Genomic DNA, 25181 nt, shown 5'->3' on the forward strand with positions numbered 1-25181 from the left:
AATATGGATTCGCTTGAGATCTTTGATGTCGAGTCCGCAATTGCTTCGGAGCAAGAATTTTACAGAAAAATTATCGAGGACAATCTTGTAAGTCTCAAGCTTGCCCCGGCAATAGGGAGAATAAAGGTAGTGTTGAGACCTGAAGATTCTCTCTTTCAGATGACAATTCTCCTGAGGGATGTGGGTACCAGAGTTACAACAGCTGATGTCGCAGATATTGAAGCAAAACCGGTTGCCCGTGAGATAATAATTTCGATCAAAAAAGAGCAGTATATTCCAGAATTACTGGGAAAACTCTGGGAACGCTACGGGAAAGCAAACATCAGTCAGCCGGACCGCTGGACTGTAGCCATAAGTACGGATAAACCAGAGGAAGAAGCCGCTTTTCTTAAAGATATGATGGTTGCAGATCCCAGGCACAGGCTTCATGAAAACCTTGTTGATTTCGCAATCCGTGTCACACCAGAGGGTTTCAGGGTTCGGTATCATCTATATAAAGGTAACCAGTTTATTTTTGTGGCGTCTGAGGAAGCACTAAAACAAGAATGGATTAAAGAGGCAGGAGCGATGCTTGAAGAACTGACGAAAGGAGGGAAAAAGTAAGATGGCTGTACTTCAACCCTATCTTTATACAGGTGGCGTCCACAAGCATGGACTTTTAATTGAGCTGCTGGAAGACCTGGGAGGCTACATAATCCAGAAAGTAATTACAGGGACTGAAGTCAACCTTATAATGCTTATTCCGGAAAAAGATGTCCCAGTAGTGAAAAAACAGTCTGATGAACTGCTCGGGATGATGATAGAAGCTCCCCTGACTGGAGTTGAGATTGCAGTTGTTTCACCGACCCTTGCTTCTCATCACCTTCCACATTCAGCCTGCGACGTAGCAGAGTATCTTCGCCATCCCGGGGCCAATACGAACATGATAGGACTTGCAAGAGGAATGGGGCGCAGAGTCTCTCTATCCATGGATTACGAAAGGAAACTTATCAACGAACACGATATTGCAGTTTTCACTTTCGGGTCGTTCAGTGACTGCATAATAAACAAGAAGCCAAAGCTCTTTGAGGGCATAGAAATCCCGATTGTGGTTACAGGCGGACCGGACCTGAAGACCGAAGACGTCCCCGGAGCAGACCTTTACGTTGGAAACATAGGAAGGACTTCTCATAGGTTAAGGAAAACCGAGGAGGTTAGCGCCCTTGATAAACTTAATGAAGGGATTGGAAAGATTGCTGACAATATTCGTAAACAGCAGGCAAAAGATCCTCTTGCAGTGCTCCCTGCCAGAGTTATGAAAGAGATTGAAAACCAAGTTCCGGAAATTAGAACTGTACTTTCGCCTGCTCCACTTACCCTCCAGCTTAACGGGCTTAGAGTCAAGTTGCCTTATGATGAATTTCATGAAAGGCTTGAAAAACTGGAATTTGATGAAGGAGTTAATCTTTCCGAGCTTTCAAATATTTCCAGATCAAAAATGAAAAATTATATATTGATAAAAATCAAATCTAAGTCTGACGTTGGTTTTGCAATTTGACCCGGGTTCTGTTGCTTTAATAGTTATCTACTTTACATTTTACTGGGTTCGTGTTTTTTCACTTATCCTTTAGAATGTAAAGCCTATACAGAAAACGGTGTGTGAATCTTTTTTCCACGTTAATCTATGCTGGTGGTTTCGTATGGAACTTGAGGATATTGTGGAAATTTTGAAAAAGGATCCTGAGAAAGCTGTTCCTGAACTCCTTGAGGATGTCCGGAGTCAATATGGTGAAGTTCCCTACATAATGAATTTCATGAAAGATCTCCCGGAGATTTTCATCCCAAAAACACTTTATGAAAACTCCATAATGAGGGGATTCAAGAACCTCGATCCAGAAACAGTTGAACTTATTGCAATAGGTGTAGCTTCTGCCCTTCGCTGCGAGCATTGCCTGAAAATGCATATTAGAGTCGCAAAAAGAAGAGGGATAAAGAAAGAAAAAATATTTTATGCAATTATGATAGGCGCATCAATTTCCAATGCCGCAGTGCTTGCCGAAAGTACAAGAGCTCTTGCATCCGAATTTCCGGACAACGGAAACAAAGAAGAAAAACACTGCTATGATCCAGACTGTGAGATATGCAATATATCTAGCCGCTCTTAAATAAACAGAAAAAATTTGGCAAATTGCCAATTCGTTTTTGAGGGTTTTATAAATTCAGTTTGTCAGGAATCTGATTATTTTTGAGAAGAATTCTCCAATCGGAAGTTATTAACAGAAAGCATACTCTCCGTCAAGTAGACAGTACTCTTGCACCAGATTCTATACCAAAGTCTGCAAAATATGTGTAAGAAATGATACTGTTACTTCAGGATCAAACAACTATTTTATGGAGGCCGGTTTATATAAATAGAGACAGTAGATCTGGAATTAAATTGTCCTTTGTGCTGTTGCTGATGGTAATTGTTTTATCCAATATCTCGGCCGCATCTGAAGCAAATTCAGAAAGGATTTTAGACCATCCGTGGGATCACTCTCCTATAACGGTATATATAGATGATAGCAATGTGCCTGAGCACTACAGCCCTACTTATTATGCACAGATAGAAAAGGCTATGGAATACTGGGTGGAGGGAGGAAATGGAAACCTAGAGTTCACGCCTGTTTTTAAAATTGTGGATTCGAAAGATGCGGATATCAGAGTAAAATGGGTAGAAAATCTGGAAGAAGTTGAAGGTGCTCCCTCAGGCGTTGCTGGTTATGCAAGGCCCAGGATATCGGATGGTCGATATGTAAGGGTAGATATAGTGCTTGAGGTAGGAAACTATCAGGGTAAAGCCTGGCGCCAGTACGGAGATGCGACAATGCTCTCTATTGTGAAGCATGAGTTTGGACACGCTCTTGGGCTGGGACACAGCAGTGATAGGAGGGATATTATGTATCCCGAATATGAGCAAAGAGACAATATAAACCCCCTCCTCTTGAGTAAATTTGGTCCCTTACTGCGTATAGCAGCTCTTGCAGCTCTTGCAGTTCTCCTGTACCTCGGGGTAAGCTGGCACCGCAGCAAGAAAAAAAGGAAAATACTTGAGGATAAGTACTTCAAGTAAAAAGTTATATTTAAATAACCTCAAATCGAATACGAATTAAATAGGTAGCTCTGGAGGTTCTTTATTTTCTATCGCAAATCTTTGAAAGAATTCTTTAAAATGGTCAGGAAGGGCATCCATCTCCAGAATATTCTCAAGAGAACTCCATATATGTTCAGTATGTTCGTGGCTTAACTTTACATCAGCAATGATATATCCTCCATCATATACTATGGCAATCACCTTTTTTTCCGGAAGCTCAAAGGTAGCATATCCTGCGATTTCTCCAGGAACGATTGAAATTCCAGTTTCCTCCCAGACCTCCCGCACAACAGCTTCCTCAAGGGGTTCTCCGCGAATTAACTTTCCCCCTGGAAGATCCCATTTTTCTGGATTGCTGTGGGAGTTTTCCGACCGCCTGAGAAGCAGGAATTCACCGTTCTCGTTCCGGAGAATGGCATAAACAGAAACGATGTAAGGTTTCTCCAGATTCATACAATAATATGTGAGATTTCTCTGTCTTAAAGGCTGGCTCTTTTAATATCTTCAAGATACAATTTTCTCTTAAAGTGAGGAAAAATTGAAACCGCAGAAAAATGGTCTGAAATAAATAAGGTCGAATAGAAAAATCAATACCGAAAAAGGTAAAACCAAGAAAAAGGTGAGTTTAATAGAATCTTGGCAGCTACTTGAAAAAAAGTTCTCAACTAAAAAAGCAAAAAAGGAAAAGAGAATAGAGGACTCAAAAATGATGGGGTGGACAGGAAAAACAGTATATGTAGACCTTGGCTCCGAATCGGTAAGTATAGTCAGGACCAATGAAAACTTAATTCGAAAATACCTTGGCGGCCGAGGGCTTGGGGTAAGATTGCTTTCCGAGCTTGAAGATGCTAATATTAATTCTTTTGACCAGAAAAATCCCTTAATTTTTACTTCAGGGCCTCTTTCAGGCCTTGCTCCGATGGCTTCAGGAGCAGTCCTTACATCGAAATCACCGTTAACAGGCACAATATTTAGCTGGAATATGGGGGGAGGTTTCGGAAGCGAACTGAAGAAAGCTGAAATTGATGCTCTGGTAATCACCGGAAAGGCAAACAGGCCTTCCTATGTGGAAATAATGGGAGGAAGCATTAAAATTTTGCCCGCAGAACAGCTCTGGGGAAAGAACATTAGAGCATGTACCGAAGCCCTTGAAAGCAAAGGCAGGGTGGCCTGTATTGGTAGAGCAGGAGAAAAACAGGTTCTTATTTCTTCCTTTGTTGTTGATTCCACACATATCGGAAGAGGAGGTCTTGGTGCAGTTGCTGGTTCAAAGATGCTAAAAGCTGTGGTTGTAAAAGGAGAAAAAGAACTTTTGCCTTCCGATCTAGAGAGCTTCAGAGAACTTAAAGCAAAAGTATTGAAACTTTTTGATGCAAACCCCGTGCTTTCCAAAGGTCTTGCAAATTATGGGACATGTGCCTTTGTAAAATTACTCGATTACATGAATCTTATCCCCAGCAGGAACTTTACCGGAAGGAAGACTTCTTTCTCAGACGTGCTTTCAGGAGAATATATCAAATACACTTTCGAGCTTGAAAATGAGAGTTGCCCTTGCTGTCCTCTGGGTTGTAAAAAGAGAATTAAAGAAACTGGGCAGATCTTGCCTGATTATGATTCCCTTTGGGCCTTCGGATTTAACCTTGAAAATCCTCACCTGAATTCCGTGTTTGAAGCTGACAGGATATGTAAGGATTACGGACTTGACCCTATCTCAGCAGGTTCCGTTCTTGGAGCATGCAGAGAACTTAAAGCAAGAATATTTGAAGATAATGAACTGGAATCCATGCTCTCTAAAATCGGAGAAGGAGGAAAACTCGGAAATGGAGCAAGACGATACTTTTCAGGCATTGGGAGAAAAGATTTAAGCATGGATGTAAAAGGGCTCGAACTTGCAGGTTTTGATCCGCGAGGGATAAGGGGGCAGGCCCTGGCTTATGCTACATCCACCCACGGAGGAGACTATCTGACTGCTTTTATGGTCGGTCCCGAGGTACTTGGAAAGCCTGTAAGTCTTGACCGTTTGAGCCTTAAAGGAAAAGCAGGTATCCTTCAGGTATTTGAAAATCTGACTGCAGTTCTAGACTCTTTTGTATTCTGCCCCTACTCGGGTTTTGTCCTTAACGAAGAACTCGTTTCGGCCCTCCTTCTTTCGGCTACAGGTATGGAGATATCCCCTGCAGAACTTCTGAAAATCGGAGAAAGAATCTATAATCTGGAGAAAACTTATAACCTCAAAGCTGGATTTACCCGGAAAGATGATACCCTCCCTGAAAGGCTGTTTGAAAACAAGGGAGAGGATAAAGAACACGGGCTTCCCAAGCAGGAGTTTGAAGCTGCACTTCAGGAATATTACCATTACCGTGGCTGGGATGAGGAAGGAATACCGAAGCCGGAGAAGTTAAAGGAGCTTGGACTCAGCTTTAAAGAAGAAAACTGAAAATGCAGTTCGAGAGGTTAGAAGTATAGAATTAATTTGGTGTAACACGTCTCAAAGAGAAAAAGAAAGGAAAAGTCTTTTAAAGCATTTTTACTGTATACAAGCTCCAAAAGAGATAATAAATTTTATAAGGTAAAGGATTTTCTCTTTGAAATCCAATATTTCCTTTAATCCAGTATTCCTCTAACCTAGGTTTTTCCAATTTATTCAAGAGATTTCAGGCAAATTTTCCCGAAATCCAGTCTAAAGACGCAGAATCTCGCACAAGCGTTATATAGTCAAGGATAATTAATCGTATTAGTTCTCGATCTGTAGATTGATTCTGTAGTCACCCCAAACCAGGAATATTTTCCATTTTTCCATGCAGAAGATTAGCAATGTGTGGACAGAATAAGAGACAGGCTTAAAAATTAGGAAAGCCTTCTTATACTACTTCGTCGGAGCCGCGGAAAGTGTCCGACAAATCCGAAATGGCATTTACAACTTATTTATAAACATCCAAAAACGTATGGGAGAATCATTATGAAACAGCAGGTAGAAGTAAAAGAACTTAAAGAAGGGAAATATGTAATCATTGATGACGAAGCATGCGTCATAAAAAGCATTACCAAGTCCAAGCCTGGGAAACACGGAGCTGCAAAGGCAAGAGTCGAAGCTATAGGCCTCTTTGACGGTCAGAAACGTTCCTATATAGGTTCAGTTGCAAACAAAGTCTATGTTCCGATTGTGGAAAGGAAGACTGCACAGATAATCTCGATCACCGGCGACATTGCCCAACTCATGGACATGGGAGACTTCTCAACCTTTGAGATCGTAATTCCTGATGAATATAAGGATAAGGTCAAAGAGGGCGAAGAGATTTCTTATATTACGGCCCTTGGCAAGGTCAAGCTCGATATACGGACATAAACTTTCAAAACTAAAGTGAAAACTCAGGTTAACAGCCTGAGTCATTCTTTTTTAAGCAAATAATTTCATATCAGGTTAAAGTATGTTTTTACCCAATTCCTTTATAGACGCTCTTGCAGACTATGAATCTGCACGTTATGTTATCTTCGGTGTGCCTTTTGATAATACCTCTTCTTACAGGGCAGGCAGCCGCTGGGCTCCAGACGCTATGCGACAGGTCTCTGCTAATTTTGAGAGTTATAACCCGACTTTTGACATAGATCTTGTGGATCTTCCGATATATGATGCAGGAAACCTGGAAACTTCAGCCTCGGTTGATGAGACCCTGCAGAGTCTCTACGACGCTACAAAAGACCTCCTGAATGACGGAAAGCTTCCCATTATGCTTGGTGGAGAGCATTCTCTGACTTTCGCTATGGTGAAAGCCTGTGCCGAACTCGCAGGAGAGGACTTTGGAGTCCTTGTTCTGGATGCTCATTTTGATCTCAGGGAAGAGTACAGGGGCTTTAAGAATAACCATGCCTGCGTGTCCCGAAATATTCTCAATGAGGTTACGAAGAATCTTGTCTCTATAGGTATCAGAAGTGGTCCGGAAGAAGAATGGGTCTTTGCCAGGGAAAATAACCTTAAATATTATACAGCTGACGATGTGGAATCCACAGGCATGGTAGAAATCCTCAAAGAAGCCATTGAATGGCTTGATTGCAGCCAGCTATATCTTTCCCTTGATATGGATGCAATAGATCCGGCTTATGCTCCTGGTCTCGGCACACCTGAGCCATTCGGTCTGAGTGCTCGGGATGTAAGGACCGCGATACGGACGCTTGCTCCGATCTCAATGGCTTTTGACGTCGTAGAAATCGCCCCTGAATACGATTCCGGGCAAAGTGCCATGCTTGGGGCAAAATTAATGAGAGAGTTTATAGCTTCCCATGCAAATAGTTGCAGGAAAGCATGAGCTGAGAAAGCCGAAAAGTAATCCTGAGAGATCCAAAATTCGCAATGGATAGGATTACTCATTTTTTGAAATTGAAAAAGTTGGAAAAGGCGAAGTATTAAAGCTTCGGAACATTTTCAGGACTCAATACGTCCAGGATCCAATACTCTATTTATCGATTGACGATTTAAATCAGTTAAGCGAGCCAAATGGCTATTATTTTGTCAATGGCTACGTGTGTGTACTTTCCATTCTGCTTGAGAGTGAGCACATTGTCTGCGCAGGATTCCACCTTTCCGTTAAAAACATCAGGACCCCCACAGTAAACATCTACGACTTCGCCTAGAAGGTGTTCTACTATAAAAGGCTGCATTTCTTTACACCTCAATATTTTCTCACGTATTAAACTCTAACTCTATAATTTGAATGACCCTTATTCTGGAAAATAAAGAACTAATCCAGCTTTTCAGAGTGTTTTCCAGCTTTAATCAGTATAGAAAACGACTCGGAGGATCTTTTCTTAATCTAGTTATCCTTTATATAAAATAGTAAAGGAATATGAAATTTTGAACTTATTGACCCCAAAGTGCTATTATTTTGTCAATGGCTATATGGGTAAGTTTCCCTTCATTATTGAGCGTCAGAACATTATCGGCGCAGGCTTCTACATTTCCCCTGAAAACATCAGGTCCACCACAGTAAACATCTACATTCTTGTTAAGATAGTGCTCCACTATAAACGATTGCATCATAGATTTATTTCCCCTGCTTAATTTTTGCAACTTGATTATTTATCTGTTAGTTCGCTTGATGACAGAAATTGGCAGTCTGTACATCCACAAATGTCCGTTAATTGTAAATACCCTTTCATTTCATATAAATATATTTAGAAACTAAAATTGCTTTTCAGTGTACATCGCCATTAATTACGGGAGGAAAATTAGCTTACTTACCTGAGAGCCTGTGTAGTTTTTAGGTCTCGTTTTCCCGAAAATAAAAAAAGATTATATGGCTCCTTTTCTCCTGGTTTACTTGCTTAAGGAATCCGGGAAAGCTAAGTTTATCTGGAAAAAGCTTGTGAACCCAAATTTTAATAAAAAAGGGTTTAATTAGAGTCATTTTGGAAAATTTTAAGAGAAATGTCTCTGAGATTTAAGCAAATAAATCCTTTATTTCGTAATTAAACGGATCAACTATTTCTTTTAGAACTCTCGGCTTCACGGTCTTCATAGAGGAAAATATCCTCAATACAGGCGCCAAAAAACCTGGAAAGTTTGAATGCAAGCTCAAGAGATGGATCATATTTGCCTTTTTCAATCGCATGTATAGTTTGCCTTGTCACTCCCAGTTTTTCAGCCAGGCTTTCCTGGGTAAGGTCATGCATTGCCCTGTAAACTTTAATATTGTTCTTCATCTCAGCCACCAAATTCCCTGTTATAGTATATGTAAAACAGGGAGTAAAGCAGAATAACCCAGCAACTAGCATATGTCATGAAGAGACCAAGGTAAGTGTACCCGGGATAGAGATCTTTCATGGATATTAGGACTACACCCCCAATTGCAAGACCCAGTGTAACTATTCGGAGAGTAACATTCGAAGCCTTCTGACTGATCTGGTAAATACGTTCGTCTTCCACAATGCCTTCCTGTCTATTTTTAAAGATATATATGGCAATTCCCCCTGCTAAGAAGACACCTATAGCAAGTACTGGACTTCCTATCGAAAAGGCAAAACTTAAAACCGTCCCCATTAAAATTACAATCAGGAACAAAATTATACGAAGTCGTTTCTGTTTCATCTAATAACTCCCTAAATACATGTTTCAATTTCAGTCAAATTTCTATATTAGTAGCATTCGTATGTATAGTTTTAAAAACAAATTGAATATTTTTGTATACAATAAGTAACGTAAACTTTACATATTGTACATAGATAGATACATTATATAAAGTTGTCGAAAACTGGTTAAAAGCAAAAGAATACAGACTGATAGAAGAAAGAATAAGAGAAGCAAGATATCAAGACAGAGTAGGTAGAAAGTAAAAAGTAATTAGAAATCCTTTTTTTGAGAATTCTAATGTGTTAGAAGAAGAAACTGCATAAATAATTTATATGGGTCTTGTGTACTAGAACTATGGAAGATAATTTTTTAAGATACATTGAAATTGTATTTTGGATTTGTCTCATCATACTTTTTCTGATTTCCTGCTGTAATGTTCAATAGGAAACAGTTTAAAATATTACTTTTCAGCGATACAGATGATAAAAAGGGTCAATTTTATAACTGCCAGAGTATGATTCTCGTAATTGACCCTATAAAGGAATCTTAAAATTTCTGACCGCAGTCGCAGTTTGAGAAATTCTCCTTATCCTCTATTACTATTATTCTCTATTGCTATTCTTGATCACGATGGGAATGGATCGAGGGAGGCTCGTCAAAAGTTCCTTTTTCCCTGGAGAAGTTATTTCACCTGCAAGTCTCAAAAAAGTTTACGCAGAAGTAACAAAAGTGACTTCAAACGTTTTAGAGTCTCATATCTTCTTAAAAGATATGAGTTCTCTTTTTGTTATTTTCATATACTTCTGGATATTTAATCATTATTCTGTGGCGAGCATGCTACATATAACAACTATAGCTCTTTTATTTCTCTGAGAGCAGCGTTTCATAAAACGGATGACTAATACCAAACACTTTATCCAAAGAAATTACAAAGCCTATACCTTTTCCCGGTTCATCAAGGTTTATAGTCTTGATAATACTGTTCCGAATATTGTTTTCAATACTAGATTCAGCTATCGTAAGGACAATCTCTTTTTCGGGTTCAATCATTAAGCCAAGAATACTTTTATTCTCATGAATTCCTGTTCCACGCCCAAACAAGATTGTTCCACCATGAGCCCCGGCTTTTTTTGAAGCCTTGATAACCTCATCACCCCAGCCTTTTTTTACGATTGTTACTATTAATACAAAGTCTTTCTCATTGGACATTCTTTTGACCTCCGTTAAATCTTATATAAACCCCGAGTAGCATAACGAAAATAATGGGCGCTAATGCTATCATCGCGATCAGGCCAAAGCCGTCTGCAACAGGATCTGCCCCTTCATATGCTGTGGCTACACCTACTGCCATAGACATAAGAAAAGATACAGCCATCGGACCTGTTACAGCTCCTCCTGCATCGAATGCAATACCCACAAAATCTTTGTCACAGAGCCATAACAGTATAAGGACAAATAAATAACCTGGGACTATTATATACAGGAAAGGAATCCTATAGATGATCTTGGCCATTGAAATAGCAGCCAGAATAGCAACTGCGAATGAAAGGGTATAGAGCATAAGATTTGATCTTATATAACCATTGGAAGACTCCTCAACCTGGTAACATAATACTCTTACAGAAGGTTCTGCTAAAGTAGCAAGTAAACCAAGGACAAAACCTATAGGAATCAAAAAGCCTTTTTTAGATTCGCCAAAAAATTCGCCGATCTGGGTTCCCGCAGGGAGAAAGCCATTGTTAACACCATGAAGAAATAAGATCATGCCAAATGCAGTGAAAGCTAATCCAGTATAAAGCCTTATTAATTGTGATAATGGCAACTTTAGAAATAATATCTGGAATAGCGTGAAGAAAACTATTAAAGGAGCAATTGACTGAATAACTTCAAAAGACACAAGCAAGATTCCTGTACTCTCTAAACTCATGAAGATAGAACCCCCAGCAACATGAGACTCAATATGGGACCTATACTTGCTAGGCCAATAAGTCCAAAACCATCAAGTTCAGATCTATCTTGCAATACAGAAGCCATCCCTACTCCAAGGCCCATAATCACAGGCACAATCATAGCCCCTGTAGTCACACTTCCGGAATCAAAGGCAATTGCCAGGTAATCAGTAGGTACGAAGAAGGACAGCAAGAGTATAATTGAATAACTTGCTGCAAATAGATATTTGATCGGAGTCCCAAATACTATCCTCAGGATGGAAATAGCCATAAGAAGCCCTACTCCGAAGGCTATTGAGATTATCAATAAATTATTATTTATGCTACCCTGCAAAGCTGAATCGATCATGTTAATTAAAACATTTACATTAGGTTCTGCTATGGCCACAAAAGATGAGAGTAAAAACGCAACTACTGCAATAAAAGCCAGTGAGTTGTGCTTAGGTAAGTCAGCTCCGATTGCCTCCCCAATAGGGAGCATACTCATCTTAACTCCAGTTAGAAAAAAAGTCATTCCGATTACAGTTAGAACTGTAGCCATCAAGAAAGAGATAAGATCATCCAGACCTATACCAACGAACACAAGCAGCAGTAACACTACTGCTAAGGTTAAAGGAAAGATAGCCTGGATAACTTCCCGAAAAGTTTCATTAACATCACGCATCATAAAAGTTCCACCAAATGTATGCGACCTACTTGAAAAGATAGTAAGATAAGAATTTAAAGTAGATTATATAAATAAACAAGATCGAAAATTCCATTTGCCAACAGTGGATAATTAAGTATTCCACTGAACCCCGACAGAATTTTAGACTTAAGTATAGATAAAATTACGTAGTTAATATATAAAATTTTTCGCCCACACTTGACTACTTTTGTTAATTTGGATAAAGTATTAAAGATAACTATTACCCGACGCCTTCAAAAAGTTTTTTAACTTCATCGAGATTTTCTGGTGGGCTGATCACAAGTAGAATATCATCCACAAGAATTTCAGTTTCAGCTGCCGGCCCGGGAATAATTTTATGATTGCGTGAGATTGCAAGTGCAGATACTCCGTAATTTTTACGAAAATTGAGTTCTCCAAGGGTCATTCCTGCTGCTTTGGAAAGCTTCCCGACCCTGATACTCCGGATTTCCACATTTGCAAAATCAAGAGCCACATCGCAAAATTTCTTTCTGGGAATACCAGGACTTCGGAGCATCTTATAATGGTCGGCACGTAGCGTTGAACCCAGAGAATTGATCTCACTACTGGGAACTAAGTACCTGTGAAGCACCCTTGTGAAAAGCTCTATTGAGCTTTCGAATTCATCAGAGATGACCTCATTTGCTCCAAAAGAATAAAACTTATCCAGCTCACTAAGGAAATGCGTTCTGGCAATGATGTGGATTTCTGGGTTTAATCTCCGAGCAGCTTCAATAATTCTTTTGGCACTGGAAGGATCGCCTGCGGTCACGACAACAGATTTCGCAGTATAGATGCCTGCATGTTCCAGCACGGCGTTCTGAGCAGCATCCCCGTAAAAAATATGTTCTTCCTTCTGTTTCTCTATACGTACGACATCAGGATTCATGTCAATTACAATGTAGGGAATTGAAGTTGCTTTTGCGGCATTCACGACATTTCTACCGTTTATCCCGAATCCTACTATAATTACATGGTTTTCAGGTTTCTCTTCAGATCCGTTTTCTTTGAATTTACTGTACCAGCCCTGTCTCAAGATTTGAGGAATAGGTAGCGACTCAGCAAAATCTGTGGTTCGGTACCCTATATTCATAAGAAGAGGGGTAAGTACCATAGAAAGTACTGCCATATCCAAAAATTCTTGATACATAGTAGAGGAAACCAGTCCACTTGTAAAGCCTACCTTTGCAAGAATAAAGGAAAACTCCCCAACCTGTGAAAGAGAAAATCCAACCAGGATCATTGTATGCAAAGGAAAGCCTATGAGAAAAGTGCTCAAACTATTTGCCAGAACCTTCAGGAGCAGTACAGCCAGGGTAGCAACCAAGATCAGTAGAAGATGTTCTTTTAATATATCGAGATCAAGCAGCATCCCAATCGAGATAAAAAAAATACTCATGAACATATCCCTGAATGGGATTAGATTCCCAAGAGCCTGAACCGAATATTCAGATTCCGAGATGATCAGGCCAGCAAGAAAAGCCCCCAGCGCCAGAGATAGACCAACCATAGAGGTCAGCCAGGCTACAGAAAGTCCAATTGCTACAACACTCAGGAGAAAAAGCTCATTATTCCGTGTCTTTGCTACCTGATACATAATGAAAGGAACGACATATCTGGCGCTTAGAATAGTAAATACGATTAGCCCGAGACCCTGAAGAATAAGCTCTAAAAAGGACTTATCAGTTCCTGGAATGCCTGCAAGAACCGGGATCAAGAGGATGACTATCACTGCGGCGATATCCTGGAAAATCAATATTCCTAAAGACGTTCGCCCATGAAGACTATAGATTTCTCCTTTTTCCTGTAATAGTTTGAGGACAATTGCAGTGCTGCTTAATGCCACTAAAAGCCCAAGAAAAATAGAAGATTCTCTGGAATTGCCAAGCCAGAGGAATATGAGAGCAACGATAACTGCAGTTATAGAAAGCTGCAATCCACCTCCAAAGATTACGATTCTGCGAAGTTGTAAAAGGTCGCGCAGTGAAAACTCCATACCTATGGTAAAAAGCAGGAGTACGACTCCTATTTCGGCTAAAAGCTCAATATTTTCTATATCTCGAATTAACCCAAGACCAAAAGGTCCGGCAAGAATGCCAGCAAGTAGAAAGCCGATCAATGGAGCTATTTTTAATTTTGAGAAAGTAAAAACTACAGGAATAGAAAGCCCAAAAATAATAAGTAGGTCAGATAAAAGAGTAGTCGCCATCAATATAAATTAATTTTTAAATAATATAAATGTTTTTATATAATGAACTGTCGAAAAGTCAGGAGACTGACTATGAATTCGGAACCCTGACTTAATAATATAGAAAGAAGCTTGTTGGAATGAAATTTTGTATAAAATGTAGATACGGAATGTTACAAAGAGATGTAAGAAATAAAAAATAATCTCTATGGATAAAGCTTTGAAAAAAAGAAACGACGAGAGGGGGACTCGAACCCCCGGGATGCAGAGCATCACGGGATTAGCAATCCCGCGCCATACCGGGCTTGGCTATCTCGTCACAAAGGACTTTAAGAAGCGCGTCCCCTTAAACGCATTTTATGTATTTAATCTTTTCCAGACGAAATATTTCACAGAGACTATTTTTACAAGAGGTAATAGTGTGCTATAAAACTGAATCGCCTGATGTATTAAGCGATGAGCACGCCTCAGGTTGCTGAATCTTGAAGATTCCAGTAGACTGGAGCCTCTTCTCCACCCCGCAGCCCCGCAAGCGATAGTTGCCCACAGTTAGTCTGCTCCCTTCCGGGCCTCGACCGGTTTCCGCAGTTAGGGTATGAAGACCTGCTCTCCAGCAAACCCGCATACCTGCACCATCCCAGCAGGACGGGGCTTCTCCGTTGAGATTCCAGGCTGGAGTCCCTTCGACGCATCTTCCTTTGGCTTCGTCCCCCGCATATCGGCGAGTTTCGGGTTATAGGTAACGCCGGGCTACCCGGACTAGCTCATCAGCTATACAAAGTCACTTGTAATATATAAAGATATGCCAGTCATACCCCTCCCGATATCTATTTTTAGTAATGGGATTGAAATGCTCTATAGGTCTTAAAAGAAAAAAGCAAAGAGAATAGAACTAGTTTAAAACAGCCGAAACAGCGTATTAAGATAAGTTCAGAGGGTCTTAAAATATGTAGGGAGGAATAAATCACCCTATTTATTTATACGTTATTTTTCAAAATAATGTGTAAATAAATCTCGAATGGCTAGTAGAGCAAAATAATATACCTAGTAAAATAGGGAGAATCAGGGGAGTTTCTATGAGATGTGGAGTTGCAATTGACCTTGGAACAAGCGGGTATCGAGCTCAGAAAATCGATCTTGATACGGAAGAGATCCGAAGAACAGTAATAACTTTGAGGAACCCTCTTCCCGGAGCGAATGTGATGGATCACATGGACTTCGCAATTCACTATGGGCAGGATCTCGCACACGGACTTTCTATAAATGCAGTAAAGAATCTTTTCCAGACTCTTGATGTGAAAAGCGAAGAACTTGAAAGGCTTTCAATCTGTGGAAATCCAATTCAATTATCCATCTTCCAGGGAATAAACATTGAGGACTTGGCTTATGCAGGAGAACGGAAGAAAAAGAAGTATAATATACAGGAACAGGACCGAAGCGCAAGAATCGTACATAGCAGCGAAATTCCCGGGCTTGATGAATATGATTGTGAAGTCGTAGTTCCTCCCGCAATAAAGCACGAAGTTGGGGCCGACGCCTTGGCTCTGATAGTAAAATCCGGAATGCTTGATAGCGACGAAATCTCAATTGCCACAGACTACGGAACAAATGCAGAGATGGCTCTTAAAGTAAAGGATATCATTTATACCGGGTCTGCAGCTGCTGGCCCTGCCCTCGAAGGACAACAAATAAAGCACGGAAACCTTGCGTCTCCTTACACCATATCAGATTTTGAATTTGAGGATAAGGCTCTTAGGAATTACGTTCTAAGTGAAGAAATGAAACCAATTCCCGGAGATCTCATAGATCCTGCAACCGGAGATGTCCTTGATAAAGGTCAGATCAAAGCCAAGGGAATTACAGGTACCGGGGTCATAGCTCTAATAGAAGAAGGAATTGGACACAGCCTTATAGAGCTTCCAAAGATAAAAACTCCGGACGGGCGAATTCATCTGCAAAATCGGATGGATTTCTCTGAAAAAGACTTGAAAGAAGCCGGGAAAGCTATAGGTGCTATTCGTGCAGGGCATATTACGCTCTGTTCAACCGCAGGTATCGAAATGACAGACATAGATACAGCTTATATGGCAGGTGCTGCCGGCACTTATATGGATGCGATAAAAGCCCAGAAAATCGGTTTGATTCCGTACTCAGCAGAAAAGATCTGCCAGATTGGAAACACTTCACTTGCAGTAGCCCGTGAAATTCTGCTTTCGGAAAAGAGATTATGGGAACTGCAGGATATTGCAAGTCAAATAATAGGCACACATATAATGTTTGCTACTGCTCCGGAATTCCGTGACGTATATGTTCTCGAACTGGCATACTGGGAGGAAGGTATGCCCTTTAAAATGTTCAAGAAATATCTCAAAAAGAAGGGCCTTCCTGGGCTTGGAGACCCTATACAGAATCCCATTATCGAGAAACGTGTGGAGAGAGATATTCCAGTTCTTGGAGAAGAAGGGCTTTACGTTCTTGAAAGAGTCGGAACTTACATGACTATGGTTGTCGATTGCCCCGAATGCAAAAAATGTATTAAAGTATGCCCAACTGGTGCCATATCAATTGACGAAGAAAACAGGGTTATGATAAGCACGGACCTCTGTGAAGGTGCTCATTGCCAGAAGTGTATCCGAGCCTGTCCACCGGAAAAATTTAATTGGGAAAATCTTAAGGTTTTCGACCAGGAACTGCAGGAATAAAAAGTGTACCCAAACAAGAAGTGTGCTCAGGATCTCTGGTCAGGCGACTCCAAAATCTCCAACGAAATCCCGAAAAAATAGCTGTTAATAAACGGTTTAGATAAGATTTAAAGAGAAATTAAGGTAAATAGAAGGACATCTATGCTGGCCAGAGAAAATAACTTCTTGTAATATGGAAAAATAGAAGATAATAAAAAAGTTAGAAGGAGTAAGTTAGAGGGAATAAGCCTCACGAAGTTTTGCGACAAGTACTTCAACCTGCTCCACTGCAGTCCCTATATATCTGTCAGGATTTACGAGATTTTCGATATCTATAGCAGTTAGATATCTTGCGATTTCAGGAGTTTCCAGAAGTACAGTCTTGAAATGCTGTCCCGTATCGTGAGCTTTCATTGCTGCAGTCCGCACAAGTTCATGGGCTTCCTGCCTGCCTACTCCTCTTTTTGCAAGCTCAATCATTATAGCCTCTCCCATATTGAGGCCTCTGAGCAATTCCAAATTTCTCCGGATATTTTCAGGGTAGAACTTCAGGTTTTCAATTACATTTATCCCGAGCTTGAGGATGTGATCCGTAAGCACGCAGGCTTCAGGGAAAATTACCCGCTCTGAGGAAGAGTTAGTCAGATCTCTTTCATCCCACAGGGTATTATTAAGAAGTTCGGGCTCGACCATAGCCCTTACAATCCTTGCAAGCCCGCATATCTGCTCGGATTTGATAGGATTGCGCTTGTGAGGCATAGTAGATGAGCCTACCTGCTTTTTTCCGAAACTTTCCTCAATCTCGGCAATTTCACTGCGCTGGAGAGTCCTAACTTCGATACCGATCTTATCGAGAGTCGTGACCGTATTTGCCATCCACATTACAAATTCTGCGTGCCTATCCCGCTGAATGATCTGATTAGAAACATCCACAGCCCCGATTCCAAGATGCTGCATTGTAAGCTTCTGGATAAGAATTCCGGATTTTCCAAACGCAGCCTGGGTCCCAACTGCACCTGTCATCTGCCCTACAGTCGCTCTGGGAGTGAGTTGATAGAGACGATCCAGATGCCTTGAAATCTCCGAAGCCCAAATAGCAAAACGCAGGCCGTATGTTGTTGGAACTCCAATCTGTCCGTGAGTTCTTCCGCAACAGACCGTCAGCTTGTGAGCATCGGCCTTGTCAAGCAGAACCTCTAGTAGATTTTTAAGTTTATCTTCCAGAATATCGATTGCATCCCTAATCTGGAGAGCTGTTGCCGTATCCAGGATATCATTTGAAGTGGCTCCGAAATGTACCCATTTTCCAGCGTCATCTCTGCACTGCTCAGAAATTGCAGTGACCACAGCCATCATATCATGATGGATCTCGGCTTCAATTTCATCAACTCTTTCAGCTTTTACAGAAGAGATACTCTCAGATATAATTTCAGCCGCATCTGCGGGAATCAAACCCATATCCGCTTCAGCGCGGGCAAGAGCTGCCTCGGTCTGAAGGAGCTTGGCAAGTCTGTTTTCCTGGCTCCACACACGTTTCATTTCTGCTGTACCATACCGGTAGTCTATAGGATGAATCGCCACATAAATCACCATTCATAAGATAAGGAATTAAATAAACCTTAGGAGATTAAATTAATAATTAAATATTTAGAACCTGACGGTTTTAGTTTTAAATAATGACTTTAGCTTTAAATGGTTATCAGCGTTATGTAATTTCAATATTAACTTTGCCACAATCAAATGTTAACTTAATTACAGTTTCAGTCCTGGATTAAGTAGACAGGGCAGAGAATAAACAACATAAGCAATAAATAAGCTTTGAGTTACGGGATAAGAAAAACAACGATTATTCTAAAAATAAAAGAAAAGACAGACTTTTTTGATGAAAAACGTTATATCCCTTAACATCCATTAAGCGGGCTATATACCATACCATATCAATATTGAAAAATAGTAGCAGGTGACAAAAATGGCTCGTTTTCCAGAAGCAGAAGAAAGATTATTAAATAAAAAAATTTGCATGCGATGCAATGCCAGAAATGCAATAAGAGCAACCCGCTGCAGAAAATGCGGTTACAGTGCTCTTCGGGTGAAATCCAAGGAATCTAAGGGAGCATGATCTTTTTTGCAGGTGGAAGCACACCTTCAGAAAATCATTGATAAGGAAGGAAAAGTTCATCTTACCCTTATTGATCCCGCTTCCCAAACGCCTGAACGAGCCGCTGAAATTGCCCTTGCAGCAGTTAAGGGAGGCACCGATGCCATCATGATAGGGGGCTCAACCGGAGCGTCGGGAACCCTACTTGATGAAACTGTCGTGAAAATAAAAGAAAAGGTAGATGTCCCAACCATTCTTTTCCCTGGAAGTTCAGCCGGGCTTAGCAAGTATGCAGATGCCGTATTTTTCATGAGTCTGCTGAACTCGAGAGATATAGGGTATGTGATTACAAATCAGGTGCTAGGAGCACCGCTTGTATACCAGAGCCAGATAGAACCAATCTCCATGGCATACCTAATAGTAGAACCTGGAGGAACGGTTGGCTGGGTAGGGGACGCAAAACTGATTCCCAGGAAGAAACCTGAAATTGCCGCAGTATATGCCCTTGCAGGCAAATACCTGGGCATGCATTATACCTACCTTGAAGCCGGATCTGGAGCTGACAAGCCTGTCAATCCTGAGATGATAGGAGCTGTCAAGAAAGTACTCGGGGAAAACAAACTCATCGTTGGCGGTGGGATTAGAGATGCAGAGACTGCAAAACTCTGTGCATTGGCAGGTGCAGATATGATAGTTACCGGCACCATTGTCGAAGAAGTACGGGACGTTACTGAAAAAGTGGCTGAGCTTGTGTCAGCCATAAAAAGATGAACCCTGAAAAGAAAGATTCAGGATGTGCTGCCTGCTTTTAAGTGTGAAAGGACTTATTAAAGACATATTAAATTCTGCCTTTCTTTTTATATTTGTTTTTTAGAGTACTTTTCCCGGAGCGTAGGCTTTTTTTACGCTCAAAAAGGAACAAAATTTGTTTGTTTGCTTAATAAAATTCATAAAGGTCAAAACCGATGAAAATAAAGTATTGAAAAACTCTTTTAGACCAGAAAAGCTCTTTTTTAGCTCTAAATTGGTATGCAGTAAGTTTCAGAAATCTTGAGTATTAGTATTTAATTTTTGATACTGTTCAGATTAAATTACAGCAGCCGATTGTAATAAATACTTATAAGGTAATATCTGACTCCTGTTTTAGTACAAATTCTATTGGCACAAAAAAACATCCGAAAATTGCAGTGAAAGAATACAAAATAACCATATGCAATTGGCAGAATTGCAGAACAGATTTCGGGTCAGGCATTAACTTACGATTAACACTAAAAGGTATGATTATGCTCAGAGTTTCCAACCTGGTTAAAGATTATGAGGTACGTTCCGAAAAGATAAGAGTGCTGGACCATATCGACCTCACGGTAGAGGATGGAGAAATTCTCGGGATTACAGGTCGAAGTGGAAGCGGAAAATCGACATTGTTGCATATTATCCGGGGAGTTGAGCCCTTTCAGGAAGGAACTGTGGAAATAGATGGAGAAATTATAACGCCTGCTTCAGGGATTGAAGGGGAGAAGTTTCTGAAAAGTGTAAGCGCAATACATCTCCAACGAAACTTCGGGCTCTGGAACGGGCCTGCGATTGAAAATATTATAAGAAAGCTAAACTACCTTCGAGTAGGGTATGAAGCTCTTCCACAAAACGAACACCTTCCACACAATGTAGATAATGACTACGACGAACTGTTTAAAGAAGCAATGGAGTATCTGAAACTCGTGGGTCTGGAAGATAAGGCACTTCACTCCACCAATCTCCTGAGCGGAGGAGAAAAACAGAGAGTTGTAATGGCAAGGCAGCTTGCCGCAAAGCCAAAACTTCTTCTCCTCGATGAACCTGTTACAATGACCGGGCCGGACACAAAACAAGAAGTTCTTGATGTAATAAAGAGTCTTAAAAAGAAATTGAATATCCCGATTATAGTAGTTTCTCACCTTCCGGAAATTCACGCATATCTTGCCGACAGGCTGATATTCCTTGAAAATGGGAAAATTGCAGCCGACGGAGAACCTTCCTTCGTGCTTAAAAATTTCCTCAGGGATATGAAACCAAGGGAAGAGCTTGTGGAACCCGAGAAGAAAGAAGTCTGCATCAAAGTTAAGGAAATTTCAAAACGCTATTCACTCATCAGGATGGGAGAAGTACTTAACATAAAAGATTTTTCCCTCGATGTTTACAAGGGAGAAATTCTGGCTTTTATCGGATCCTCGGGAGCTGGAAAAACTACCCTTATGAAGCTCATGGAGGGGCTTGTAAGGCCAAAGAGCGGAACCGTCGAGTATCTTTGCAACGGGGATTGGGTAGGTGTCACCGAGTATAGCAAAAAGCGCATGGAGCTCCGTAGAATCATGAGTATCATGAACCAGGAATTCTCGATGTCTGTGAACTCTACTGTAAGGGAACAGATTCGGTTCAGACTAAGCATGAAAAAGCTAGGGGCAATAGAATACGCAAGGTGTAAAGCCAGGGAAATGGGGCTTTCGGATGAGACCCTTGACACTATATACCGCCTTCCTGACATGCCAGAAGAAGAAAAAGATACTGCATTGCGGGAACTCAATTTGAGTGAAACCATCTATTCCGAACTCTTTCCGACAATCCCGATAACTGATGTCGATACTTATGCAAGGCCAGTCTTTGAAGCCCTTGACCTGCCAATGGAAATTCTTGACAAAACCCCTTACCAGATCAGCGGAGGTGAGCATGTACGGGCTTTTATTGCCTTAAGCCTTGCAACGTCTCCAGAATATCTAATGCTTGACGAACCCTTCGGAGACCTTGATCCTGTAACTCTCAGGGATGTCACAAACTCTTTAAAAAGAATCAATGAACGCTTTGGTACAACCATTGTGCTTGTAAGCCACCATATGGATTTTGTTAGGGAAGTTGCCCATAGGGCTGTATTGATTGATAACGGAGCTCTTGCATTGGATGGAAAGCCGGCAGAAGTCTGCCAGGAGTTAATCAACAGGAGTAATGCCCCCTACATGGAACACAGCCTGGAAGACCTTGTGGAAGGCGGTTCTGAAGCTAATTAAGAAACAGCAAAAAGCAAAAAGTTTTGTAGCAACCGTTGCGCCGGTTGATCACGCAGATAGGGTTTGGGATAAGATTCTCATCAAACCCTAACATTTTTAGTCAACCTTATTTTCCTCGAGCAGCCGGTCCCATTCTTCATTCCCGAACTTTATGTACAGGCTTGCAGGCACAATTGGCTTTTTGAGATCTTGGGTTGTTTTTTCTGACAGCCTCTGGTTTTCGACAAGTTCTCTTCCTGCGCATCTGAGCAATTTCTGATACTTCCCCAGGAGAGGTTTTAGCATGAAATTGCTTTTACCCCTGAAGATTTCCCCTTCCCCTCTATAAATCTCAGCAACAAGTTCAGTGTGAAGAGCTCTCGCAAGCCTCTTGAAAAAAAGGCTTTCAACCTGAAAGTTTGTCTGGCCCGGCAACCCGGCGTTTGATATCACGGCGATTTTAGGAAGCTTTTCGTAACGCTTTGCATGCCTGTACTCCCCCATTTCATCTTCTTCAAAATGAGGCAAAAGCACAGGAGCAAGTCTATCTATGAAATTTTTCATAACAGCCGGGATATTATCGAAATATACAGGACATGCAAATACTGCAATATCTGAAGCCACAAATCTGGGAAGCAAATCATCCATATCGTCCCGGATTGTGCAGCTCCCAGGGGTCTTGAGCCAGCATTCAAATTTTCCCTTGCAATACCCAATCTTTTTTTCGATCAGGAAAATATTTTCGGTTTCTGCCCCGGCTTCTTCTGCTCCCTTCAGGAATTCCTCAACCATAATAAGAGTATTTCCTTCTCTGCCCTTATGGCTCCCGCTGAATACTGTTATTTTCATGTAGTAATCCCCCTTTCCCATTGAATAAAGGATCTGTGAACTGAAAAGAATGTTCCCAATAGCATTTCCGACAAAAGCCAATTTTACAGTTATGCGTTTTTACTTATTTCCTTCCAACCACGTATGCAATGAGATTTAAGTTTTTCCGCTAATTGTTTTCAGCTTTCTTTTCATTACTGACCTTAGCAAATATTTCCCTGCATATTAGGCCCTGCCCAGATGCTTACACTTATTCCCTAGTAATTATTATCGTATATGGAAAAACTAATTGAATTTTTATAGTCAGTTTCTATATACATAAGTAGCATTCCTACTTGTATCAATATATAAATTATGATCTAATATCCAGAAAATAAATGCTCTGTATAATTTGAATACAATAATTATGGTATGAGAAAAAAGCCAGAGATGAGACCATTCGGAGTAGGAGTGAAATACATTTGTATAGTGTAAAATTAAAATATATTTTCTTAAGATCCCCAAAACCCTGTATTAATTTCTAATATATATAATGATTTATATTAAAAGAAAAGTATAAACTTGGATATTTCTTATATATACTAGTAATACACATATAAAAAATGAAGCGTATGTATAGTACCATAAGTTAAAAGAAGATTCTTTTGCCTGAGTTATTTAAATAATTTAAAAAAGTATTAAGTCACATAAATCGTTGAACATTAAATTTGACTCTTTAGGCTCAGTCTCATGCCCCATTCAAGACCAGTTGCATAATATTGAAACGCAGTTAGAATACGGAGGGGAAGGATTTTGAGGAAAAATATTGTTAAAGATCCTGGACTTTTTTCAAATGCTCCGCAGAGTCACCAGATCTCTGCCGTGTATGAGGACGCCAAAGAATTGACAGAACTACTTGTTACCTATTTTAAGGAAGGAATCGAGGAAGGAGAATATTGCTTATTGATTTCCCCTGATAAACTGGCCGCTGAAGGGGCAAAAAATGAACTTAAGAAGGCAGGAGTGGATGTAGAATATTATCTCACCTCCTCTCAATTAGAAATTCTGTCGCCGAATCCTTTTCCGGAAAATCTTACTCTTCTTGAGTCAGCAGTAAAAGAACTCGCAGAAAAAGGATATAAAAAAGCCCTTTCTGGAGAATTTTCAGGCTTTAGAACAAATTTTGAAATTAAAAAGACTGGAAATCATCTTAAGCCCTGTCTTGAGACGTGTCGAAAAGCCATTGGAAAGGCAGTTTTCGAAAATGATAAAAGTGTCACATTTCTCTGTACCCTTCCTCTGGGAGAACTTTCAGGTAGATCCCTACTTGAACTAATAGAAGAAAATAACGTTTTTGCCAAAAGAAACGGAAAATGGAAACGTTTGAGAGCTCTGGAAGGAAAAATAGAGCTAGAAAATGATTTTTTCAACACGGAAAAGGATATAGAAGCTTCAAACTGGACCAAAAACGGACTAATAATTAACATGAGCCATGAACTTCGGACTCCCCTTAACTCGGTTATAGGCTTCTCAGATTTACTATTGGAAGGGGCTTTTGGGTCCCTGAATACGAGGCAATCAAAATATGTAAGTAATATTCTCATAAGCGGGAAAAATCTTCTTGAAATTATCAATAATCTACTTGATGTCTCAAGGCTCGAAGCTGGTGAAAGGAGTCTTAACTATGAGGATATAGATATTGCCAGCCTTATAGGAGAGGTAAGAATGAGTCTTCTCTCATTTGCTTCAAATAAGAAAATTAGTGTAGAAGTAAAAGTTGATACCTCCCTTGAGAAAGTCCAGGCTGACAGGACAAAACTGAGACAGATTTTATACAATTTAATAAATAACGCTATAAAATTTACTCCTGAAAAGAAAAAGGTTACTGTAAGCGCCTTTAAAAAAGAAGAGATGATCGAGATTAAAGTTTCAGATAGCGGAATCGGGTTGTCAAAAGAGGATTATGAAAAAATGTTTATGCCTTTTATTAAGGCAGATTTTTCCATAAGCAGGGAATATAGTGGAATTGGAATTGGACTCTATATTGCTAAAAACTTTATAGATCTCCACGGAGGAAAAATTTGGGTGGAATCGAAGGGAGAAAAAGGCAGCACGTTTATCTTTACCCTTCCGATGAAACGAAAGATACAATCTTAAAGGAAATTGGCCAAAGCCAGGACTAATAATATCATTTTACACATTTTATTCTATAGAGTCGAAAGGTCAAGAGCAGCCTGAAACTGCCCCACCTGTTTAAAGAAACCTGTCTGGACCTTGCTGCCTTTAAACCTTTTGGAAATAAGTCTTCAGAGAACTTTTATCTCCGGCTATGTTTATTTTCTGCTCTGCTTCTTCTTTTTGTAAATTAGCATACCTGCACCGGCGACGACAACAAGTAGTAAGCCTGGAACAACCATGCTCGAATTACCTCCCTGAGTTTCCTCAATGGACTGAATATACATGTTGCTTACGAGATTTTCGTGCTTATTTATCCCATTGCTGTAACTTGCTGAAAGTGTCAGATTTATAGGATCGGAGGTATCCCTTATGGAATTCCACGAATTTTCTTCCACAGCA

23 protein-coding genes, 1 tRNA gene, 1 other RNA gene and 1 pseudogene are annotated in these 25181 nt (G+C 40.4%); 12 read left to right on the forward strand and 14 right to left on the reverse strand.

The annotated features are described in order from the left end of the window. Nucleotides 1-3 precede the first annotated feature (3 nt). The 4 genes from BP861_RS02280 to BP861_RS02295 all read left to right on the forward strand — a co-directional run bounded on the left by BP861_RS02280 (nucleotide 4) and on the right by BP861_RS02295 (nucleotide 3091). Nucleotides 4-603, forward strand: coding sequence for a methanogenesis marker 17 protein (locus BP861_RS02280; protein WP_292372176.1), 600 nt, complete (start codon nucleotides 4-6; stop codon nucleotides 601-603). A gap of 1 nt (nucleotide 604) precedes the next feature. Next, nucleotides 605-1537, forward strand: a complete 933-nt coding sequence (locus BP861_RS02285) for a methanogenesis marker 7 protein (protein WP_292372177.1) — start codon at nucleotides 605-607, stop codon at nucleotides 1535-1537. A gap of 142 nt (nucleotides 1538-1679) precedes the next feature. Beyond that, on the forward strand, nucleotides 1680-2144 hold the full coding sequence (locus BP861_RS02290) for a carboxymuconolactone decarboxylase family protein (protein ID WP_292372179.1): 465 nt from the start codon (nucleotides 1680-1682) through the stop codon (nucleotides 2142-2144). Nucleotides 2145-2437: 293 nt separating this feature from the next. After that, nucleotides 2438-3091, forward strand: a complete 654-nt coding sequence (locus BP861_RS02295) for a matrixin family metalloprotease (RefSeq protein ID WP_292372181.1) — start codon at nucleotides 2438-2440, stop codon at nucleotides 3089-3091. Between the two features lie 36 nt (nucleotides 3092-3127). Here the strand turns inward: BP861_RS02295 and BP861_RS02300 are convergent, their stop codons facing one another. Further along, nucleotides 3128-3565 carry an NUDIX domain-containing protein gene (locus BP861_RS02300; RefSeq protein ID WP_292372183.1) on the reverse strand — a complete coding sequence of 146 codons (438 nt, stop codon included), beginning with the start codon at nucleotides 3563-3565 and terminating at the stop codon, nucleotides 3128-3130. Between the two features lie 166 nt (nucleotides 3566-3731). Here BP861_RS02300 and BP861_RS02305 point away from each other — a divergent pair, with 166 nt between their 5' ends. The 3 genes from BP861_RS02305 (at nucleotide 3732) to speB (ending at nucleotide 7416) form a co-directional block, all read left to right on the forward strand. Beyond that, nucleotides 3732-5549 (forward strand): aldehyde ferredoxin oxidoreductase family protein, encoded by a 1818-nt coding sequence (locus BP861_RS02305; RefSeq protein ID WP_292372185.1) that lies wholly within the window; start codon nucleotides 3732-3734, stop codon nucleotides 5547-5549. Between the two features lie 522 nt (nucleotides 5550-6071). Next, complete coding sequence (locus BP861_RS02310; protein WP_292372187.1) at nucleotides 6072-6458, forward strand: translation initiation factor IF-5A; 387 nt, start codon at nucleotides 6072-6074, stop codon at nucleotides 6456-6458. A gap of 82 nt (nucleotides 6459-6540) precedes the next feature. After that, nucleotides 6541-7416, forward strand: coding sequence for an agmatinase (speB, locus tag BP861_RS02315; RefSeq protein ID WP_292372189.1), 876 nt, complete (start codon nucleotides 6541-6543; stop codon nucleotides 7414-7416). 175 nt (nucleotides 7417-7591) lie between these two features. On the opposite strand, the gene BP861_RS02320 is transcribed toward speB, so the two are convergent. The 10 genes from BP861_RS02320 to ffs all read right to left on the reverse strand — a co-directional run bounded on the left by BP861_RS02320 (nucleotide 7592) and on the right by ffs (nucleotide 14771). Continuing rightward, the gene (locus tag BP861_RS02320) at nucleotides 7592-7768 is read right to left on the reverse strand and encodes an MM0924 family protein (protein WP_292372191.1); all 177 of its coding nucleotides are present in this window, start codon (nucleotides 7766-7768) and stop codon (nucleotides 7592-7594) included. 199 nt (nucleotides 7769-7967) lie between these two features. After that, nucleotides 7968-8147: an MM0924 family protein gene (locus tag BP861_RS02325; protein ID WP_292372193.1), complete on the reverse strand. Its 180-nt coding sequence runs from the start codon at nucleotides 8145-8147 to the stop codon at nucleotides 7968-7970. A 437-nt stretch (nucleotides 8148-8584) separates the two neighbouring features. Continuing rightward, complete coding sequence (locus BP861_RS02330; RefSeq protein WP_292372195.1) at nucleotides 8585-8809, reverse strand: helix-turn-helix transcriptional regulator; 225 nt, start codon at nucleotides 8807-8809, stop codon at nucleotides 8585-8587. A 1-nt stretch (nucleotide 8810) separates the two neighbouring features. Continuing rightward, the gene (locus BP861_RS02335; protein WP_292372197.1) at nucleotides 8811-9194 is read right to left on the reverse strand and encodes a DUF2178 domain-containing protein; all 384 of its coding nucleotides are present in this window, start codon (nucleotides 9192-9194) and stop codon (nucleotides 8811-8813) included. Nucleotides 9195-10037: 843 nt separating this feature from the next. Beyond that, nucleotides 10038-10385 (reverse strand): P-II family nitrogen regulator, encoded by a 348-nt coding sequence (locus tag BP861_RS02340; RefSeq protein WP_292372199.1) that lies wholly within the window; start codon nucleotides 10383-10385, stop codon nucleotides 10038-10040. Then, entirely contained in the window at nucleotides 10375-11103 is a 729-nt protein-coding gene (locus BP861_RS02345; protein ID WP_292372201.1) for a DUF1538 domain-containing protein, read from the reverse strand. Before BP861_RS02345 ends, BP861_RS02340 begins: the two co-directional genes overlap by 11 nt. Continuing rightward, on the reverse strand, nucleotides 11100-11792 hold the full coding sequence (locus BP861_RS02350; protein ID WP_292372203.1) for a DUF1538 domain-containing protein: 693 nt from the start codon (nucleotides 11790-11792) through the stop codon (nucleotides 11100-11102). Before BP861_RS02350 ends, BP861_RS02345 begins: the two co-directional genes overlap by 4 nt. 241 nt (nucleotides 11793-12033) lie before the next feature. After that, nucleotides 12034-14022 carry a monovalent cation:proton antiporter family protein gene (locus BP861_RS02355; protein ID WP_292372205.1) on the reverse strand — a complete coding sequence of 663 codons (1989 nt, stop codon included), beginning with the start codon at nucleotides 14020-14022 and terminating at the stop codon, nucleotides 12034-12036. Nucleotides 14023-14235: 213 nt separating this feature from the next. After that, nucleotides 14236-14320: transfer RNA gene (locus BP861_RS02360), tRNA-Ser, on the reverse strand. A gap of 135 nt (nucleotides 14321-14455) precedes the next feature. Next, nucleotides 14456-14771: signal recognition particle sRNA (gene ffs / locus BP861_RS02365), an RNA gene on the reverse strand. A gap of 306 nt (nucleotides 14772-15077) precedes the next feature. Between ffs and BP861_RS02370 the strand changes: the two genes are divergently transcribed. Beyond that, nucleotides 15078-16703, forward strand: coding sequence for a methylamine methyltransferase corrinoid protein reductive activase (locus tag BP861_RS02370; RefSeq protein ID WP_292372207.1), 1626 nt, complete (start codon nucleotides 15078-15080; stop codon nucleotides 16701-16703). A gap of 213 nt (nucleotides 16704-16916) precedes the next feature. On the opposite strand, the gene purB is transcribed toward BP861_RS02370, so the two are convergent. Then, a complete protein-coding gene (gene purB / locus BP861_RS02375; protein WP_292372209.1) occupies nucleotides 16917-18263 on the reverse strand; it encodes an adenylosuccinate lyase in 1347 nt (448 codons plus the stop codon). A 388-nt stretch (nucleotides 18264-18651) separates the two neighbouring features. Here purB and BP861_RS02380 point away from each other — a divergent pair, with 388 nt between their 5' ends. The 3 genes from BP861_RS02380 to BP861_RS02390 all read left to right on the forward strand — a co-directional run bounded on the left by BP861_RS02380 (nucleotide 18652) and on the right by BP861_RS02390 (nucleotide 21818). Continuing rightward, complete coding sequence (locus BP861_RS02380) at nucleotides 18652-18801, forward strand: 50S ribosomal protein L40e (protein WP_048109418.1); 150 nt, start codon at nucleotides 18652-18654, stop codon at nucleotides 18799-18801. Nucleotides 18802-18807: 6 nt separating this feature from the next. Continuing rightward, complete coding sequence (locus BP861_RS02385) at nucleotides 18808-19551, forward strand: geranylgeranylglyceryl/heptaprenylglyceryl phosphate synthase (protein WP_292372215.1); 744 nt, start codon at nucleotides 18808-18810, stop codon at nucleotides 19549-19551. Between the two features lie 512 nt (nucleotides 19552-20063). Continuing rightward, nucleotides 20064-21818: an ABC transporter ATP-binding protein gene (locus BP861_RS02390; RefSeq protein ID WP_292372217.1), complete on the forward strand. Its 1755-nt coding sequence runs from the start codon at nucleotides 20064-20066 to the stop codon at nucleotides 21816-21818. Between the two features lie 96 nt (nucleotides 21819-21914). Here the strand turns inward: BP861_RS02390 and BP861_RS02395 are convergent, their stop codons facing one another. Next, nucleotides 21915-22646 carry a flavodoxin family protein gene (locus BP861_RS02395; RefSeq protein ID WP_292372219.1) on the reverse strand — a complete coding sequence of 244 codons (732 nt, stop codon included), beginning with the start codon at nucleotides 22644-22646 and terminating at the stop codon, nucleotides 21915-21917. A 771-nt stretch (nucleotides 22647-23417) separates the two neighbouring features. Here BP861_RS02395 and BP861_RS02400 point away from each other — a divergent pair. Next, complete coding sequence (locus BP861_RS02400; RefSeq protein WP_292372221.1) at nucleotides 23418-24761, forward strand: ATP-binding protein; 1344 nt, start codon at nucleotides 23418-23420, stop codon at nucleotides 24759-24761. Between the two features lie 176 nt (nucleotides 24762-24937). On the opposite strand, the pseudogene BP861_RS02405 reads toward BP861_RS02400, so the two are convergent. After that, nucleotides 24938-25181: pseudogene (locus BP861_RS02405) on the reverse strand (hypothetical protein); the annotation flags it as partial.

Origin of the sequence: Methanosarcina sp. UBA411 (assembly GCF_002495725.1) — an archaeon.
Lineage (GTDB): Archaea > Halobacteriota > Methanosarcinia > Methanosarcinales > Methanosarcinaceae > Methanosarcina.

Excerpts from the sequence above, each read along its gene's own strand:
- BP861_RS02280 (WP_292372176.1), top strand. The coding sequence starts at position 4 with ATGGATTCGCTTGAGATCTTTGATGTCGAGTCCGCAATTGCTTCGGAG.
- BP861_RS02370 (WP_292372207.1), top strand. The coding sequence starts at position 15,078 with ATGAGATGTGGAGTTGCAATTGACCTTGGAACAAGCGGGTATCGAGCT.
- BP861_RS02320 (WP_292372191.1), bottom strand. The coding sequence starts at position 7,768 with ATGCAGCCTTTTATAGTAGAACACCTTCTAGGCGAAGTCGTAGATGTT.
- BP861_RS02335 (WP_292372197.1), bottom strand. The coding sequence starts at position 9,194 with ATGAAACAGAAACGACTTCGTATAATTTTGTTCCTGATTGTAATTTTA.
- BP861_RS02325 (WP_292372193.1), bottom strand. The coding sequence starts at position 8,147 with ATGATGCAATCGTTTATAGTGGAGCACTATCTTAACAAGAATGTAGAT.
- BP861_RS02345 (WP_292372201.1), bottom strand. The coding sequence starts at position 11,103 with ATGAGTTTAGAGAGTACAGGAATCTTGCTTGTGTCTTTTGAAGTTATT.
- BP861_RS02340 (WP_292372199.1), bottom strand. The coding sequence starts at position 10,385 with ATGTCCAATGAGAAAGACTTTGTATTAATAGTAACAATCGTAAAAAAA.
- BP861_RS02355 (WP_292372205.1), bottom strand. The coding sequence starts at position 14,022 with ATGGCGACTACTCTTTTATCTGACCTACTTATTATTTTTGGGCTTTCT.
- speB (WP_292372189.1), top strand. The coding sequence starts at position 6,541 with ATGTTTTTACCCAATTCCTTTATAGACGCTCTTGCAGACTATGAATCT.
- BP861_RS02285 (WP_292372177.1), top strand. The coding sequence starts at position 605 with ATGGCTGTACTTCAACCCTATCTTTATACAGGTGGCGTCCACAAGCAT.
- BP861_RS02390 (WP_292372217.1), top strand. The coding sequence starts at position 20,064 with ATGCTCAGAGTTTCCAACCTGGTTAAAGATTATGAGGTACGTTCCGAA.
- BP861_RS02310 (WP_292372187.1), top strand. The coding sequence starts at position 6,072 with ATGAAACAGCAGGTAGAAGTAAAAGAACTTAAAGAAGGGAAATATGTA.
- BP861_RS02395 (WP_292372219.1), bottom strand. The coding sequence starts at position 22,646 with ATGAAAATAACAGTATTCAGCGGGAGCCATAAGGGCAGAGAAGGAAAT.
- BP861_RS02295 (WP_292372181.1), top strand. The coding sequence starts at position 2,438 with ATGGTAATTGTTTTATCCAATATCTCGGCCGCATCTGAAGCAAATTCA.
- BP861_RS02380 (WP_048109418.1), top strand. The coding sequence starts at position 18,652 with ATGGCTCGTTTTCCAGAAGCAGAAGAAAGATTATTAAATAAAAAAATT.
- BP861_RS02350 (WP_292372203.1), bottom strand. The coding sequence starts at position 11,792 with ATGATGCGTGATGTTAATGAAACTTTTCGGGAAGTTATCCAGGCTATC.
- BP861_RS02330 (WP_292372195.1), bottom strand. The coding sequence starts at position 8,809 with ATGAAGAACAATATTAAAGTTTACAGGGCAATGCATGACCTTACCCAG.
- BP861_RS02290 (WP_292372179.1), top strand. The coding sequence starts at position 1,680 with ATGGAACTTGAGGATATTGTGGAAATTTTGAAAAAGGATCCTGAGAAA.
- BP861_RS02300 (WP_292372183.1), bottom strand. The coding sequence starts at position 3,565 with ATGAATCTGGAGAAACCTTACATCGTTTCTGTTTATGCCATTCTCCGG.